The sequence below is a fragment of the Streptomyces sp. NPDC050085 genome, assembly GCF_044460595.1.
Classification (GTDB): Bacteria; Actinomycetota; Actinomycetes; order Streptomycetales; family Streptomycetaceae; genus Streptomyces.
On record NZ_JBITJZ010000005.1, the window covers coordinates 729384 to 745296 of the forward strand.

The 15913-nt window shown below is 70.2% G+C and carries 14 protein-coding genes; 6 read left to right on the plus strand and 8 right to left on the minus strand.

Translation table 11 applies throughout. From position 1 onward, the window contains the following. The first annotated feature begins 82 nt into the window (after positions 1-82). Positions 83-1750, plus strand: a complete 1668-nt coding sequence (gene pgi, locus ACIBUY_RS22995) for a glucose-6-phosphate isomerase (RefSeq protein ID WP_365569852.1) — start codon at positions 83-85, stop codon at positions 1748-1750. A 254-nt stretch (positions 1751-2004) separates the two neighbouring features. Beyond that, positions 2005-2304, plus strand: a complete 300-nt coding sequence (locus tag ACIBUY_RS23000; RefSeq protein WP_365569923.1) for a DUF2087 domain-containing protein — start codon at positions 2005-2007, stop codon at positions 2302-2304. Between the two features lie 46 nt (positions 2305-2350). Here the strand turns inward: ACIBUY_RS23000 and pgl are convergent, their stop codons facing one another. The 5 genes from pgl to tkt are packed head-to-tail and all read right to left on the minus strand — an operon-like array spanning position 2351 to position 8999. Next, on the minus strand, positions 2351-3130 hold the full coding sequence (gene pgl, locus ACIBUY_RS23005) for a 6-phosphogluconolactonase (protein WP_365569855.1): 780 nt from the start codon (positions 3128-3130) through the stop codon (positions 2351-2353). Positions 3131-3154: 24 nt separating this feature from the next. Next, positions 3155-4222 carry a glucose-6-phosphate dehydrogenase assembly protein OpcA gene (gene opcA / locus ACIBUY_RS23010; RefSeq protein WP_365569858.1) on the minus strand — a complete coding sequence of 356 codons (1068 nt, stop codon included), beginning with the start codon at positions 4220-4222 and terminating at the stop codon, positions 3155-3157. Then, complete coding sequence (gene zwf, locus ACIBUY_RS23015) at positions 4219-5754, minus strand: glucose-6-phosphate dehydrogenase (protein ID WP_365569860.1); 1536 nt, start codon at positions 5752-5754, stop codon at positions 4219-4221. The genes opcA and zwf overlap by 4 nt, the downstream gene beginning before the upstream one ends. A 4-nt stretch (positions 5755-5758) precedes the next feature. After that, positions 5759-6877 (minus strand): transaldolase, encoded by a 1119-nt coding sequence (gene tal / locus ACIBUY_RS23020; protein ID WP_365569863.1) that lies wholly within the window; start codon positions 6875-6877, stop codon positions 5759-5761. Positions 6878-6911: 34 nt separating this feature from the next. Then, entirely contained in the window at positions 6912-8999 is a 2088-nt protein-coding gene (tkt, locus tag ACIBUY_RS23025; protein WP_399153476.1) for a transketolase, read from the minus strand. A gap of 510 nt (positions 9000-9509) precedes the next feature. On the opposite strand from tkt, the gene ACIBUY_RS23030 reads away from it, so the two are divergent. The 3 genes from ACIBUY_RS23030 to ACIBUY_RS23040 all read left to right on the plus strand — a co-directional run bounded on the left by ACIBUY_RS23030 (position 9510) and on the right by ACIBUY_RS23040 (position 12048). Beyond that, on the plus strand, positions 9510-10367 hold the full coding sequence (locus ACIBUY_RS23030; protein WP_365569926.1) for a heme o synthase: 858 nt from the start codon (positions 9510-9512) through the stop codon (positions 10365-10367). A 93-nt stretch (positions 10368-10460) separates the two neighbouring features. Then, positions 10461-10796 (plus strand): hypothetical protein, encoded by a 336-nt coding sequence (locus tag ACIBUY_RS23035; protein ID WP_365569869.1) that lies wholly within the window; start codon positions 10461-10463, stop codon positions 10794-10796. A gap of 94 nt (positions 10797-10890) precedes the next feature. Continuing rightward, the gene (locus ACIBUY_RS23040; RefSeq protein ID WP_399153477.1) at positions 10891-12048 is read left to right on the plus strand and encodes an amidohydrolase family protein; all 1158 of its coding nucleotides are present in this window, start codon (positions 10891-10893) and stop codon (positions 12046-12048) included. Positions 12049-12058: 10 nt separating this feature from the next. Here the strand turns inward: ACIBUY_RS23040 and ACIBUY_RS23045 are convergent, their stop codons facing one another. The 3 genes from ACIBUY_RS23045 to ACIBUY_RS23055 form a co-directional block, all read right to left on the minus strand. After that, positions 12059-13054 (minus strand): heme A synthase, encoded by a 996-nt coding sequence (locus tag ACIBUY_RS23045; RefSeq protein ID WP_399153478.1) that lies wholly within the window; start codon positions 13052-13054, stop codon positions 12059-12061. A gap of 96 nt (positions 13055-13150) precedes the next feature. Continuing rightward, positions 13151-13918, minus strand: coding sequence for an ABC transporter permease (locus ACIBUY_RS23050; protein WP_399153479.1), 768 nt, complete (start codon positions 13916-13918; stop codon positions 13151-13153). A gap of 88 nt (positions 13919-14006) precedes the next feature. Next, complete coding sequence (locus tag ACIBUY_RS23055; protein WP_365569881.1) at positions 14007-14930, minus strand: ABC transporter ATP-binding protein; 924 nt, start codon at positions 14928-14930, stop codon at positions 14007-14009. A 112-nt stretch (positions 14931-15042) separates the two neighbouring features. Between ACIBUY_RS23055 and ACIBUY_RS23060 the strand changes: the two genes are divergently transcribed. Further along, a complete protein-coding gene (locus ACIBUY_RS23060) occupies positions 15043-15822 on the plus strand; it encodes a formate/nitrite transporter family protein (protein ID WP_365569884.1) in 780 nt (259 codons plus the stop codon). The last annotated feature ends 91 nt before the right edge of the window (positions 15823-15913 follow it).

A 15913-nucleotide genomic window follows, 5' to 3' on the forward strand; every position in this document is an offset into this window, starting at 1 on the left:
TACCGGCCGCTGATCAATTAGGTTGGTCGAAGCAGCGGGGGCAAGGTGCGTACGGACGTACGAGAGAGAGCTGAAGTCCGAGATGAACGCGTTCGAAGCAGGCGCGGCGGGCCGCGCGAGGCTCACCCAGACGGCCGAGTGGCAGGCGCTGGTCAAGCACCGGGAGCAGCTGGGCGACGTCCAGCTGCGCGAGCTGTTCGCCGCCGATCCGGCGCGCGGCTCGTCCCAGGTGCTCGAGGTCGGCGATCTGCACATCGACCACTCCAAGCACCTGGTCACCGACGAGACCCTGCGGCTGCTGCGCGAGCTGGCCGCCGCGACCGATGTCTTCGGGCTGCGGGACGCCATGTTCCGCGGCGAGAAGATCAACACGACCGAGGACCGGGCCGTCCTGCACGTCGCCCTGCGCGCCCCGCGGGACGCCGTGATCGAGGTCGACGGTGAGAACGTGGTGCCGGGCGTGCACGCCGTGCTCGACAAGATGGCCGCGTTCGCCGACCGGGTCCGCTCCGGCGAGTGGACCGGGCACACCGGCAAGCGCATCAAGAACGTGGTCAACATCGGCATCGGCGGCTCCGACCTGGGCCCGGCCATGGCCTACGAGGTGCTGCGCTCCTTCACCGACCGCGACCTCACGGTCCGCTTCGTGTCGAACGTCGACGGAGCCGACCTGCACGAGGCCGTACGGGACCTGGACCCGGCCGAGACGCTGTTCATCATCGCCTCGAAGACCTTCACCACCATCGAGACGATCACCAACGCGACGTCCGCGCGCGACTGGCTGCTCACCGGGCTGAGGGCCGGTCAGGAAGCCGTCGCCAAGCACTTCGTGGCGCTGTCGACGAACAGCGAGAAGGTCGCGGACTTCGGCATCGACACGGCCAACATGTTCGAGTTCTGGGACTGGGTCGGCGGGCGCTACTCGTACGACTCCGCGATCGGCCTGTCCCTGATGATCGCGATCGGACCCGACGCGTTCCGCGAGATGCTCGACGGCTTCCACCTCGTCGACGAGCACTTCCGCACGGCGCCCGCCGAGTCCAACGTGCCGCTCCTGATGGGCCTGTTGGGCATCTGGTACGGCAATTTCCACGACGCCCAGTCGCACGCCGTGCTGCCCTACAGCCACTACCTGTCGAAGTTCACCGCCTACTTGCAGCAGCTCGACATGGAGTCGAACGGCAAGTACGTGCAGCGCAACGGTGAGGAGGTGGAGTGGCAGACCGGCCCGGTGGTCTGGGGCACCCCGGGCACCAACGGGCAGCACGCCTACTACCAACTCATCCACCAGGGCACGAAGTTGATCCCGGCGGACTTCATCGGCTTCGCCGAGCCCGTCGCCGATCTGCTGCCCGGGCTCGTCGCCCAGCACGACCTGCTCATGGCCAACTTCTTCGCGCAGACGCAGGCCCTCGCCTTCGGCAAGACGCCGGACGAGGTGCGCGCGGAGGGCGTGCCGGAGGAGCTGGTGCCGCACAAGACGTTCAAGGGCAACCACCCGACGACGACGATCCTCGCCAAGTCCCTGACGCCCTCCGTGCTCGGCCAGCTGGTCGCGCTCTACGAGCACAAGGTGTTCGTCCAGGGAGCCGTCTGGAACATCGACTCCTTCGACCAGTGGGGCGTCGAGCTCGGCAAGGTCCTCGCCAAGCGCGTCGAACCGGCCCTGACCGAGGGCGCGGACGTGCCGGGGCTCGACGGCTCGACCACGGCTCTCGTCGCCAAGTACCGCTCGCTGCGCGGCCGTTGAGTTAATCGGATGCGGGGGTGCCGCCCGGCGGGTCAGACTGCCGGTCCGCGACCCAGCCGGGAGGCACCTCAGTGGACCCGCTCATATCGGCCCTCGCCGATCCCGAACGACTCAGGCTGTACGCGCGCATCGTGCTCGGTGAACTCCCGCCGCGCGAGGCCGACTCCCCGGCCGCCCGCAAGCACCTCGGCAGGCTGATCACCGCGGGGCTCGTCGAGCGCCTCGCCGACGGGTCACTGCGCGCGGGCCCCGAGGTGTTCCGCCGGGCCCGAACTCCCGAACCCGGCACGGGAGTTCCGCGCCACCTCACCGGCTTCTTCGCCCGCGGCCGGCTCACCGCGATCCCGGTCCGCCCCGCCGTGCGCCACGAGCTCCTCGTGCACCTCACGGACACCCTCTTCGACGCCGACCGCACCTACAGCGAGCGCGAGGTCAACGAGGCACTGCGCACCGTCCACGACGACACCGCGGCGCTGCGCCGCTACTGCGTCATCGACGGTCTCCTCGTACGGGAACAGGACGGCTCCGACTACCGGGTCCCGCAGCACGCGTAAAGCCCCTCCTCCTTAAGGAAGCGGGGCCTTACGGACGTACGCAGTGCTACGCGATCGCCGGCGGGTACAGCTCCGGCGGAAGCTGCGACGCCGCGGCCGCGTCGAGCAGCCACAGGGTGCGCGAGCGGCCGTAGGCGCCCGCTGCCGGGGCCTGGATCTCGCCCGCGCCGGACAGCGCGATCGCCGCAGCCTTCGCCTTGTCCTCGCCCGCCGCGAGCAGCCACACCTCGCGCGCGGCCCGGATCGCCGGGAGCGTGAGCGTGATGCGGGTGGGCGGCGGCTTCGGGGCGCCGCGCACGCCGACCACCGTGCGCTCGGTCTCGCGGACCGCGGGCAGCTCGGGGAAGAGCGACGCGACGTGCGTGTCCGGGCCGACGCCGAGCATCAGGACGTCGAAGGTCGGCACGGGGCCGTGGTCCTCGGGTCCGGCCGCGGTGGCGAGCTCGGCCGCGTACACCTCGGCCGCGGCGTCCGGCTCGTACGGGCCGTCCGACGCGGGCATGGGGTGCACGCGCCGGGGGTCGAGCGGCACGCTGTCGAGGAGGGCCTCCTTGGCCTGCGTGTAGTTGCGCTCGGGGTCCCCGTCCGGCAGGAACCGCTCGTCGCCCCACCACAGGTCGAGCCGGCCCCAGTCGATCGCGTCCCGGGCGGGCGCGGCGGCGAGGGCCGCGAGCAGCCCGTTGCCGTTGCGGCCGCCCGTGAGGACGACGGAGGCGGAGCCGCGGGCGGCCTGGGCGTCGACGATCTTGGTGATCAGTCGCGCCGCGGCCGCCTGCGCCATCAGCTCCTTGTCGCGGTGGACGACGAGTTGGGGTGCTGCACTCACTTGTCTGCACTCACTTGTCTGCGCTCACTTCGCTGCTGCCTTTTTGGCCGGGGCCTTCTTGGCCGCGACCTTCTTCGCGGGCGCCTTCTTGGCGGCCGCCTTCTTCGCCGGGGCGGGCGCGGGCGCCGAAGCCGGTTCCGGCGCGGGCGCCGTCAACTGCTCCACGGGCTCGCCCAGCCGGTCCACGCCGAACCTGAGCGCGGCCGCGTACGTGTCGTCCGGGTCCAGGCGCCGCAGCTCCTCCGCGATCAGCTCGGACGTCTCGCGGCGCTTGAGCGCCACCGCGCGGTCCGGCTGGCCCTGGATGGAGAGCGTGGCCAGGGTGCCGTCGGCCCGGTCGAGGACGATCGGGCCGCAGGTGGAGTCGAGCCGTACGCCGGTCAGGCCGGGGCCCGCCGACAGGCTGCGCTTCACCGGCACGTCGAGCCGGTCCGCGAGCCACATGGCGAGCAGCTCGCAGCTCGGGTTGAACTCCTCGCCCTCGACTTCGACCGAGGTGACATCACAGGTCACTTGGTCGAGCGCGGCGGCGAGCATGGAGCGCCACGGCGTGATCCGGGTCCAGGACAGGTCCGTGTCGCCGGGGGAGTAGGACGCCGCGCGGGCCTCCAGCTCGTGGATCGGCTGCTCGGCCGCGTACGTGTCCGTGACGCGGCGCTGGGCGAGCGCGCCCAGCGGGTCCTGGGCGGGGTCGAGCGGCGCGTCGACGGGCCACCACACGACGGTCGGGGCGTCCGGCAGCAACAGCGGCAGGACGACCGACTGGGCGTGGTTGACGACCTCGCCGTACAGGCGCAGGACGACGGTCTCGCCGGTGCCCGCGTCGGTGCCGACCCGCACCTCGGCGTCGAGCCGCGACTTGGTCCGGTCACGCGGGGAGCGGGAGACGCGCTTGATGACGACCAGCTTGCGCGAGGGGTGCTCGCGCGACGCGTCGTTGGCCGCCTTCAGGGCGTCGTAGGCGTTCTCCTCGTCCGTGACGATGACGAGGGTCAGCACCATGCCGACGGCAGGGGTGCCGATGGCCCGGCGCGCCTGCACGAGCGACTTGTTGATCTTGCTGGACGTGGTGTCCGTAAGGTCGATCTTCATGGGCGCCGCCAGCTCCGTCCGTCTCGTGCGAGCATTTCGTCCGCCTCGGCGGGCCCCCACGTGCCGGACGGGTACTGCGCGGGCTTGCCGTGCGTGTCCCAGTACTTCTCGATCGGGTCGAGGATGTTCCAGGACAGCTCGACCTCCTCCGTGCGCGGGAAGAGGTTGGAGTCGCCCAACAGGACGTCCAGGATGAGCCGTTCGTACGCCTCGGGGCTCGACTCGGTGAAGGACTCGCCGTACGCGAAGTCCATCGAGACGTCCCGGATCTCCATCGACGTGCCCGGCACCTTCGAGCCGAAGCGGACCGTGATGCCCTCGTCCGGCTGGACGCGGATCACGATCGCGTTCTGGCCCAGCTCCTCCGTCGCCGTGTGGTCGAAGGGGGAGTGCGGGGCGCGCTGGAAGACGACGGCGATCTCGGTGACGCGCCGGCCCAGACGCTTGCCGGTCCGCAGGTAGAAGGGCACGCCCGCCCAACGGCGGTTGTCCACCTCCAGCTTGACGGCCGCGTACGTGTCGGTCTTCGACTTGGGGTCGATCCCGTCTTCCTGCAGATATCCGACGGCCTTCTCGCCGCCCTGCCACCCGGCCGCGTACTGGCCGCGCACCGTGTCCTTGCCCAGGTCCTTCGGCAGCCTGACCGCGCCGAGCACCTTGGCCTTCTCGGCGACGAGCGCGTCCGCGTCGAAGGAGGCGGGCTCCTCCATGGCCGTGAGCGCCATCAGCTGGAGCAGGTGGTTCTGGATGACGTCGCGGGCGGCGCCGATGCCGTCGTAGTAGCCGGCGCGGCCGCCGATGCCGATGTCCTCGGCCATCGTGATCTGCACGTGGTCCACGTACGACCGGTTCCAGATCGGCTCGAACATCTGGTTCGCGAAGCGCAGCGCCAGGATGTTCTGCACCGTCTCCTTGCCGAGGTAGTGGTCGATCCGGAACACCTGGTCCGGGTCGAACACCTCGTGCACGATCGCGTTCAGCTCCTTCGCCGACGCGAGGTCGTGGCCGAACGGCTTCTCGATGACGGCCCGGCGCCAGGACCCCTCGGGGGCGTCCGCGAGACCGTGCTTCTTCAGCTGCTGCACGACCTGCGGGAAGAACTTGGGAGGTACGGAGAGGTAGAACGCGAAGTTCCCGCCCGTGCCCTGCGCCTTGTCGAGGTCCTGGATCGTCGACTTCAGCGACTCGAAGGCGTCGTCGTCGTCGAAGTTGCCCTGGACGAAACGCATGCCCTGGATGAGCTGCTGCCAGACCTCCTCGCGGAACGGCGTCCGCGCGTGCTGCTTGACCGCGTCGTGCACTTCCTGCGCGAAGTCCTCGTCCTGCCACTCGCGCCGGGCGAACCCGATCAGCGAGAAGCCCGGCGGCAGCAGCCCCCGGTTGGCGAGGTCATACACGGCAGGCATCAGCTTTTTACGTGACAAATCACCCGTGACGCCGAAGATCACCAGGCCCGACGGCCCCGCGATGCGCGGGAGCCGTCGGTCGGCGGCGTCACGGAGCGGATTGTGGTGCGCTCCGTGTGCGGTCAAGGGATCAGCCCTCCGAAGGGGCGAGGCGCTTGAGCTCCGCCTCGGTCGACTTGAGCAGGTCGTTCCAGGCCGCCTCGAACTTCTCGACGCCCTCGTCCTCCAGAAGCTGCACGACCTCGTCGTACGAGATCCCGAGCTTCTCGACGGCCTCGATCTCCTTGCGGGACTGGTCGTACGTGCCCGAGATCGTGTTGCCGGTGATCTGACCGTGGTCGGCCGCCGCCTCGAGCGTGGCCTCCGGCATGGTGTTGACCGTGCCCGGGGCGACCAGGTCGTCGACGTACAGGGTGTCCTTGTACGCCTTGTCCTTCACGCCGGTCGAGGCCCACAGCGGACGCTGCTTGTTGGCCTGCGCCTTGTCCAGGGCGGCCCAGCGGTCGCCGCTGAAGACCTCCTCGAAGGCCTCGTACGCGAGACGGGCGTTGGCCAGACCGGCCTTGCCGCGCGCGGCCTTCGCCTCTTCGCTGCCGAGCGCGTCGATCCGCTTGTCGATCTCGGTGTCCACGCGGGACACGAAGAAGGACGCCACCGAGTGGATCTTGGAGAGGTCCAGGCCGGCGGCCTTGGCCTTCTCCAGACCGGCCAGGTAGGCGTCCATGACCTCGCGGTAGCGGGCGAGGGAGAAGATCAGCGTGACGTTGACGCTGATGCCCTTGCCGATGACCTCGGTGATCGCGGGCAGGCCCGCCTTCGTCGCCGGGATCTTGATGAGCGTGTTCGGGCGGTCCACCAGCCACGCCAGCTGCTTGGCCTCGGCGACCGTGGCCTGCGTGTTGTGGGCGAGCCGCGGGTCGACCTCGATGGAGACCCGGCCGTCCTGGCCGCCGGTCGCGTCGAAGACCGGGCGCAGGATGTCGGCGGCGTCACGGACGTCCGCCGTCGTGATCATGCGGATGGCCTCTTCGACGGTGACCTTGCGGGCGGCGAGGTCGGTGAGCTGCTGCTCGTAACCGTCGCCGCTGGAGATCGCCTTCTGGAAGATCGAGGGGTTGGTGGTGACGCCCACGACGTGCTGCTGGTCGATCAGTTCGGCGAGGTTGCCGGACGTGATCCGCTTGCGCGACAGGTCGTCCAGCCAGATCGCGACGCCCTCCTCGGAGAGGCGCTTGAGTGCGTCTGTCATGGAAATTGCATCTCCTATGTCGTCTACGGGGGCGTCAGCGCTGAGCCGCGGCGAGGGATTCCCGCGCCTTGGCCGCCACGTTCTCGGCAGTGAAGCCGAACTCGCGGAAGAGGACCTTGCCGTCGGCCGAAGCACCGAAGTGCTCCAGCGAAACGATGCGGCCGGCGTCACCGACGTACTTGTGCCAGGTCAGACCGATCCCGGCCTCGACCGAGACGCGCGCCTTGACCGACGGCGGCAGGACGCTGTCCCGGTACCCCTGGTCCTGCTCCTCGAACCACTCGACACACGGCATCGAGACGACGCGCGTGGCCACGCCCTCGGCCTCGAGGGTCTCGCGCGCCTCGACGGCGAGCTGCACCTCGGAACCGGTGGCGATCAGGATCAGGTCCGGCGTCGCCTTCGAGGCCTCGACGAGGACGTAGCCGCCCTTGACGGTGCCCTCGTTCGCCTCGTACGTGGGCACGCCCTGACGGGTCAGGACGAGGCCGTGCGGGGCGCTCTTGCCGTAGTCCTTCTTGCCGCGCTTGAGGACCTCGCGCCAGGCGATGGCCGTCTCGTTGGCGTCGGCCGGGCGCACGACGTTGAGTCCGGGAATCGCGCGCAGCGAGGCGAGGTGCTCGACCGGCTGGTGCGTGGGGCCGTCCTCGCCGAGACCGACCGAGTCGTGCGTCCACACGTACGTCACCGGAAGGTGCATCAGGGCCGACAGACGTACCGCGTTGCGCATGTAGTCGGAGAACACCAGGAAGGTGCCGCCGTAGATACGGGTGTGGCCGTGCAGCGCGATGCCGTTCATCTCCGCGGCCATGGAGTGCTCGCGGATGCCGAAGTGGATCGTGCGGCCGTACGGGTCCGCCTCCGGCAGCGGGTTGCCCGCCGGGAGGAACGACGACGTCTTGTCGATCGTCGTGTTGTTCGAGCCGGCGAGGTCGGCGGAGCCGCCCCACAGCTCGGGGATCACGGCACCGAGGGCCTGCAGGACCTTGCCGGACGCGGCACGCGTCGCGACGCCCTTGCCGGTCTCGAAGGCCGGGAGCTTCTCCTCCCAGCCGGCCGGCAGCTCGCCCGCGTTGATCCGGTCGAACTCGGCGGCGCGCTCCGGGTTGGCGGTCCGCCACTCCTGGAACGACTTCTCCCACTCGGCCTTGGCCTGGGCGCCGCGGTCGAGGGCCCGGCGGGTGTGGCCGATGACCTCGTCGGAGACCTCGAAGGTCTTCTCGGGGTCGAAGCCGAGGACGCGCTTGGTCGCGGCCACCTCGTCGTCGCCGAGCGCCGAGCCGTGCGCGGCCTCGGTGTTCTGCGCGTTCGGGGCGGGCCAGGCGATGATCGAGCGCATCGCGATGAAGGACGGCTTGTCCGTGACCTTCTTCGCCGCCTCGACGGCGTTGTAGATCGCCTCGTGGTCCAGGTCGCCGTCCGGCTTCGGGGCCACGCGCTGGACGTGCCAGCCGTACGCCTCGTAGCGCTTGCAGGTGTCCTCGGAGACCGCCGTCTCGGTGTCGCCCTCGATCGAGATGTGGTTGTCGTCCCACAGCAGGACCAGGTTGCCGAGCTGCTGGTGCCCGGCCAGGGAGGACGCCTCGGCGGAGATGCCCTCCTGGAGGCAGCCGTCACCGGCGATCGCGTAGACGAAGTGGTCGAACGGGGAGGTGCCGGGGGCGGCCTCCGGGTCGAACAGGCCGCGCTCGTAGCGGGCGGCCATCGCCATGCCCACCGCGTTGGCGACACCCTGTCCCAGCGGGCCGGTCGTCGTCTCGACACCGGTGGTGTGCCCGTACTCCGGGTGGCCGGGGGTCTTGGAGCCCCACGTCCGGAACGCCTTCAGGTCGTCCAGCTCCAGGCCGAAGCCGGCCAGGTAGAGCTGGATGTAGAGGGTCAGGGACGAGTGGCCCGCGGACAGGACGAAACGGTCACGCCCCACCCAGTCGGCGTCCGCCGGGTCGTGCCGCATCACCTTCTGGAAGAGGGTGTACGCGGCCGGGGCCAGGCTCATCGCCGTACCGGGATGGCCGTTGCCGACCTTCTGTACGGCGTCGGCGGCCAGGACGCGGGCGGTGTCAACGGCCCGCTGGTCCACATCGGTCCACTCGAGGTCTGTGGTGGTCGGCTTGGTGCTCACCCTGAGTCAGGGCTCCTCTCCACATGGCTAATGCCGGTGATGTCGGTCTCACCGGCCGTTGTCGAGCCTACCCTTGCTGGAACGTGCATTTTTTCGAGTCATTCCAGACTGCCGGGACTCTGGGAAATCCGCCTCCTGACAGGGATTCGGCGTCGTTCGTCACGTGAATACGGAGCCGCTCATCTGGGGGCTCATCCGGGGCGGCGAAAGCTCATCCGAACCTCGGCAGAAGCTCATCGGGAGCTCATCGGGAGCGCGCGCTGCGTCCGTCCCGGCATGCCTCCCAACACGACCCCACCCCCGCGAAGGGCCAGGTATAGGCAACGTCTACAGTGGCGTGGTACGCGCGAGCCTTTACCGGGACTTCACATCCAAGTGGACTGCTTCGGGGGCTCGCTGGAGTCTCTGTCAGGGGTGTGCGTGACGGCCGTCGAATCCCGTCCAGCGGGAGCGCTGACGAGCAGCAGCAACCAGGGCCAGCGGCCGTTCGGGGCCCGAGTCAAGGCGTTCGTGGCGCTGACCAAGCCGCGGATCATCGAGCTTCTGCTCATCACCACGGTTCCGGTGATGTTCCTCGCCGAACAGGGTGTGCCGAATCTGAAGCTGGTGCTGATCACCTGCCTCGGCGGCTACCTGTCCGCGGGCGGCGCCAACGCGCTGAACATGTGGTACGACCGCGACATCGACGCCCTCATGGAGCGCACGTCGCAGCGGCCGCTGGTGACGGGGATGGTCAGCCCGAAGGAGTGCCTGGTCTTCGGCATCTCCCTCGCGGTGATCTCCACGCTCCTGTTCGGCTTCGCGGTCAACTGGCTCTCCGCGTGGCTGTCGCTGGGCGCACTGCTCTTCTATGTGGTCGTCTACACGATGATCCTGAAGCGCCGTACGTCGCAGAACATCGTGTGGGGCGGCATCGCGGGCTGCCTGCCCGTCCTCATCGGCTGGTCCTCGGTCACGAACTCGATGTCGTGGGCGCCGGTCATCCTCTTCCTCGTCATGTTCTTCTGGACGCCGCCGCACTACTGGCCGCTGTCCATGAAGGTGAAGGACGACTACGCGCGCGTGGGCGTGCCGATGCTGCCGGTCATCGCCTCCAACAAGGTCGTGGCCAGGCAGATCGTCCTCTACAGCTGGGTGATGGTCGTCGTCTCGCTGCTGCTGACGCCGCTCGGCTACACCGGCTGGTTCTACACCGTGGTCGCGCTGCTCGCGGGCGGCTTCTGGCTGTGGGAGGCGCACGGCCTGCAGAACCGGGCCAAGGCCGAGGTGACGGGCGGCAAGCTCAAGGAGATGCGGCTGTTCCACTGGTCCATCACCTACGTCTCGCTGCTCTTCGTCGCGGTCGCGGTGGACCCCTTCCTGCGCTGACCGTTCGCTGATTCCCCGATGGGTGGGGCGCGTGGCCCAGACCACGCGCCCCACCCATCGCTTGTTTGGCTACTCGTCGGTAGCATCCTGTCCATGGCAGAGACTCAAGCGGTTGAGGCGCCCCGTCGGGCGGCGAAGGACGAGCGCCGGGCGGCCAAGCTGGCCAAGGAGATCGGCGCGTTCGCCAAGGCGCACGGCGGCGCAGAGGGACAGCTCGCGTACATCGGCGAGCGCGGCACCCGGATCGTCCTCGTCGGCGAGGACGGCGGCTGGGGCAACCTGGTGGCCGGCACCTACGAGGTCGCGCAGAAGGCGGTCGAGCAGGCCGGCATCACGGTCCACGAGGACTTCGACGGCGAGTTCGCGGCGAAGGTCGAGACCGGCCCGTACGAGTGGAAGCGCATGGCGGGCATCCAGCTCGGCGGCTGAATCGGGCGTGTGTACGGCCCTGGTGTTGCAGCAATACCAGGGGCCGGTTCACCCGTTAGGACTGTGAGAGCACGGTCCATACACGGGAGCCCGGATGATCGAAACGCCGTCCCTGGTGGACCAGTACTGCCACGGGGTGCTGCGCACGGAACTGGGCCTCGGCACGTTCGAGGCCCATCTCGGCAGGGGTGAGGGCCCGCCCGCCCCCGGCACCACGTTCTTCGACACCCAGACCGGTTTCGCGGTACGCCGCTGGTGCCCGCCGCTGCTCGGCCTCGAACCCCACTGCCCGCCCGCCCGCTATCTGGCCAGGCGCCGCGAGCTCGGCGTCCTGGAATCGGGCCGGCGGCTGTTGCGCGGCAGCGGCATCACCACGTACCTCGTCGACACCGGGCTGCCCGGAGACCTCACCGGGCCCGCCGAGCTGGCGCGGGCCGGGGAGGCGCAGGCGCACGAGATCGTCCGCCTCGAATTGCTGGCCGAACAGGTCGCGGACACCTCGGGGACCGTCGAGTCCTTCCTCGCGAACCTCGCCGAGTCGGTGCACGCCGCGGCCGCGAGCGCCGTCGCCTTCACCTCGGTCGCGGGCGTACGCCACGGACTCGCCCTCGCACCGCAGCCGCCCGGGCCCGGTGAGGTGCGGGGCGCGGCCGGGCGCTGGCTGGCGGGGCGGACGGTCGGCGGGCCGCTCAGCGACCCCGTCCTGCTGCGTCATCTGCTGTGGATCGCGGTGGCCTCGGGCCGGCCGCTCCAACTGCACGCGGGACTCGGCGAACCGGGCCTCGGGGTCTCCCCTGTTCGAGCGGATTCGAGAACGTGGGGAAGCACCGACCGCACGGACCCGGTGCTGCTCACCGACTTCGCCCGCGCCACGGCGGGCCTCGGCACCGATCTGATCCTGCTGCACGGCTACCCGTACCACCGGCACGCCGCCCACCTGGCGGGGACCTTCCCGCACGTCTACGCCGATCTCGGCCCGGCGCTCGCCCGGACCGGGGCCCGCGCGGCGGCGGTGTTCGCGGAGATCCTCGAACTGGCCCCGTTCGGCAAGCTGCTGTTCTCCAGCGGCGCCCACGGCATCCCGGAGCTGCACGTCGTGGGGGCCCGGCTGTTCCGGGAGGCGCTGGGCCGGGTGCTCGGCGGCTGGGTCGCCGAGGGCGCGTGGTCCCTCGGCGACGCGCAGCGGGTCGCGACGATGATCGCGGCGGGGACGGCGCGGCGGGTCTACGGGCTCGACGCCGAGAACGCCTGAGCGGCGGGCGTCAGACGGTCGAGAGCTCCGAGCCGGTCTGGGCCGGAACGCCCACCTCGGCCTGCGGGCGCTCGCGCAGGGAGAGGACGACGCGCAGGACGCCGATCCAGACGAGGGCCGAGCCGAGCATGTGCAGACCGACCAGGACCTCGGGCAGGTCCGTGAAGTACTGGACGTAGCCGATGATCCCCTGGGCGAGCAGGATCAGGAACAGGTCGCGGGTGCGGTGCAGCGGGCCCTTGGGGGCGTCGACCGCCTTCAGGACGAACCAGAGGGCGAAGGTCAGCGTCACCACGATCCAGGCCAGGACCGCGTGCCCCTTGGCGACCGTCTCCCAGTCGAGCGGCATGCGGTGGACGTCGCTGGAGTCACCGGCGTGCGGACCCGCGCCGGTCACCACGGTGCCGACGGCGATGAGCAGCGCCGACGCCACGACCAGGAACCAGACCAGCTGCTTGATCGCCTTGCCGACCAGCGGACGCGGTTCGGCGTCGCCCTCGCGGGTGCGCTGCCACATCACCACGGCGACCGTCAGCAGGGCCGTGGTCAGCATGAAGTGGGCCGCGACCGTGTACGGGTTGAGGCCGACCAGGACGACGATGCCGCCGAGCACCGCGTTGCCCATCACGAGCCAGAACTGGGTCCAGCCGAGCCGGGTCACCGAGCGCCGCCACGGCTTCTGCGCACGCGCGGCGATGATCGCCCAGCCGACCGCGGCGCACAGCACGTACGTGAGCATGCGGTTGCCGAACTCGATGGCTCCGTGGAAGCCCATCTCGCTCGTCGCGGTCAGCGACTGGTCGGTGCACTTGGGCCAGGTCGGGCAGCCGAGGCCCGACCCGGTCAGGCGCACCGCGCCGCCGGTCACGACGATGACCACCGTCATCACGACGGCGGAGAGCGCCGCGCGCTGGACGGTTCGCTGCGTGGGGGTCCAGCGCTCGGCGATGAAGGCGAGCGGGTTGCGCATGGCCTGGACGGCGTCGGCGCGGGTCAGCTTTGGCACGGGCCCATCGTAGGGGGCCGCTTGTGCACGCCTTCACGAGGGGGACGTAACTGGGCCAATTGTGATGCCCGTTACGTCGTTTCCGGCGCGGGACCCCTACTCCCAGCGGAAGAAGCGGCCCGCCGCGCCGAGGCCCACGACCGCCCACACCGCGAGGATGCCGAGGTCGCCCCAGGGCATCGAGGCCCCGTGCTGCAGGACGTCGCGCAGGCCGTCGGAGAGCGCGGAGATGGGCAGCAGGCCGAGCACCGACTGCGCGGCGTCGGGGAACTTGTCGAGCGGCACGATGACGCCGCCGCCGACCAGGAGGAGCAGGAAGACCAGGTTGGCCGCGGCCAGCGTCGCCTCGGCCTTGAGCGTGCCGGCCATGAGGAGCCCCAGACCGGAGAACGCGGCGGTACCGAGGACCAGGAGGAGGAGAACGGCGAAGGGGTTCCCGTGCGGGGACCAGCCGAGGGCGAACGCGATGACTGTGAGGAGGACGACCTGGAGCACCTCCGTGACCAGCACGGAGATCGTCTTGGCGGTCATCAGGCCCCAGCGGGGGAGCGGCGAGGCGCCGAGCCTCTTGAGGACGCCGTAGCGGCGCTCGAAGCCCGTCGCGATGGCCTGCCCGGTGAACGCCGTCGACATCACCGCGAGCGCGAGGATGCCCGGCGTCAGGAAGTCGACCGCCTTGCCCGAGCCCGTGTCGACGATGTCCACCGCCGAGAACAGGACCAGCAGCAGCGTCGGGATGACCACCGTGAGCAGGAGCTGTTCGCCGTTGCGCAGCAGCATCTTCGTCTCGAACGCGGCCTGCGCGGCGATCATGCGGGGGAGCGGTGCCGCTCCGGGGGCGGGGGCGTACGTACCGGCGCTCATCCGCGCAGCTCCTTGCCGGTCAGTTCGAGGCTGTGTCTTTCCGGGGGCAACCCCCGGACCCCCGGCCGGGAGGTCGGATCCGTCGTGCTCATCCGCGCAGCTCCTTGCCGGTCAGTTCGAGGAAGACGTCTTCGAGGGTGTGCCGCTCGACGGAGATCCGGTCCGGCATCACGCCGTGCTGGGCGCACCAGGACGTGACCGTCGCGAGCAGCTGTGGGTCGACCTTGCCGGCCACGCGGTAGGAGCCCGGGGTGAGTTCGGCGGCAGCGGAGTCCGCGGGCAGGGCCTTCAGGAGCGAGGCCACGTCCAGGCCGGGGCGGCCGGTGAAGCGCAGCGTGTTCTCGGCGCCGCCGCGGCACAGCTGCTCCGGGGAGCCCTGGGCGATGACCTTGCCCGCGTCGACGATGGCGACGTCGTCGGAGAGCTGCTCGGCCTCGTCCATGTGGTGCGTGGTCAGGATGACCGAGACGCCGTCGGTACGCAGGTCGCGGACCAGGTCCCACGTGGCGCGGCGGGCCTGCGGGTCGAGCCCCGCGGTCGGCTCGTCGAGGAAGACCAGCTCGGGGCGGCCGACCACGGCCATCGCGAGCGCGAGCCGCTGCTGCTGTCCGCCGGACAGCCGCCGGTACGTCGTACGGCCGCAACTGCCGAGCCCCAGGCGCTCGATGAGGGCGTCCACGTCGAGCGGGTCGGCGTGCAGCTTGGCCACGTGGCGGAGCATCTCGTCGGCGCGGGCGCCCGAGTAGACGCCGCCGGACTGCAGCATGACCCCGATCCGGGGGCGCAGCGCCGAGGCCTGCCTGACCGGGTCGAGGCCGAGGACGCGGACGGTGCCGGAGTCCGGCCTGCGGTAGCCCTCGCAGGTCTCGATCGTGGTGGTCTTGCCCGCACCGTTGGGGCCGAGGACGGCGGTGATCCCGGGGGCTGCCGTGAGGTCGAGACCGTCGACCGCGGTCTTGTTTCCGTACCGCTTCACCAGTCCGGTGACGTGGACGACAGGCTCGGTTCGCATGGTGGGCAAGTCTAGGAGCGGGTCGCAGGTCCCGGGGCGCCGGGTCGGCAGGTCCGTACACCGGTGACCTTTTCCGGTCATCGGCGGTCCGGGACGGGCCTAGCGTCGATATGTGACCAGCATTGCGGAGAACGTAGAGGAAACGTCCGAGCAGGCCGCCCACAAGGCGCACGACCTCCGGCGGACTCCGCGCTACTTCGTCTCGGCCGTGCTCGCGGGCGCGTACATCGGGGTCGGCGAGGTGCTGCTGCTCGTCGCGATCTCGCCCTTCGTCGCCGCCGGGTCCGCCGCGACCAAGCTGCTCGAGGGCCTCGTCTTCCCGATCGCGCTGACCATCGTGATGTTCGCGGGGGCGCAGCTGTTCACCAGCAACGTGATGGTGATGCTGATCGGCGCGCTCACCGGACGCACCGGGGCCAGGGACCTGGCGGGCAGCTGGGCGCTGTCGCTGGTCGGGAACTTCGTGGGGGCGTTCCTGTTCGGCGCGATGGTGCACGCGTCCGGGGTCACGTCCACGCCGTCCGCGCGTGCCATGCTCGCCGGGATGGTGCACGGCAAGGAAGCGCTCGGCGGGGGCCAGTTGTTCTGGCGGGCCGTGCTGTGCAACCTGCTGGTCTGCCTCGCGATCTGGATGTTCTACCGGGCCAAGGGCGACGGCGCGAAGATCTTCGTGCTGTGGATCCCGGTCCTGGTGTTCGTGGCGGTCGGGTTCGAGCACTGCGTGGCCAACATGGCCCTGTTCTCGCTGGCGATCCTGGACGGCAGCGCGGGCTTCGGCGACCTGGCGCGGAACCTGCTGTTCACCGTGCCCGGCAACATCGTCGGTGGAGGCCTGCTCGTGGCCGGCTCGTACTGGTTCATGGGACGGCCGGAGCGCGAGGAAGACCTCTAGGGCGTGTCTTCAAACTCCCTCCCCCAGCTAACGCTGGGAGGTGCCCCCAGCCTCACGACGCCTGGCACGCGCCCCCAAGCTCTCGAACAAC

Bases quoted from the DNA above. Each gene is read 5' to 3' on its own strand.
- pgi (WP_365569852.1), top strand. From the start codon at position 83: ATGAACGCGTTCGAAGCAGGCGCGGCGGGCCGCGCGAGGCTCACCCAG.
- opcA (WP_365569858.1), bottom strand. From the start codon at position 4,222: ATGAAGATCGACCTTACGGACACCACGTCCAGCAAGATCAACAAGTCG.
- tal (WP_365569863.1), bottom strand. From the start codon at position 6,877: ATGACAGACGCACTCAAGCGCCTCTCCGAGGAGGGCGTCGCGATCTGG.
- ACIBUY_RS23035 (WP_365569869.1), top strand. From the start codon at position 10,461: ATGGCAGAGACTCAAGCGGTTGAGGCGCCCCGTCGGGCGGCGAAGGAC.
- ACIBUY_RS23040 (WP_399153477.1), top strand. From the start codon at position 10,891: ATGATCGAAACGCCGTCCCTGGTGGACCAGTACTGCCACGGGGTGCTG.
- ACIBUY_RS23050 (WP_399153479.1), bottom strand. From the start codon at position 13,918: ATGAGCGCCGGTACGTACGCCCCCGCCCCCGGAGCGGCACCGCTCCCC.
- ACIBUY_RS23055 (WP_365569881.1), bottom strand. From the start codon at position 14,930: ATGCGAACCGAGCCTGTCGTCCACGTCACCGGACTGGTGAAGCGGTAC.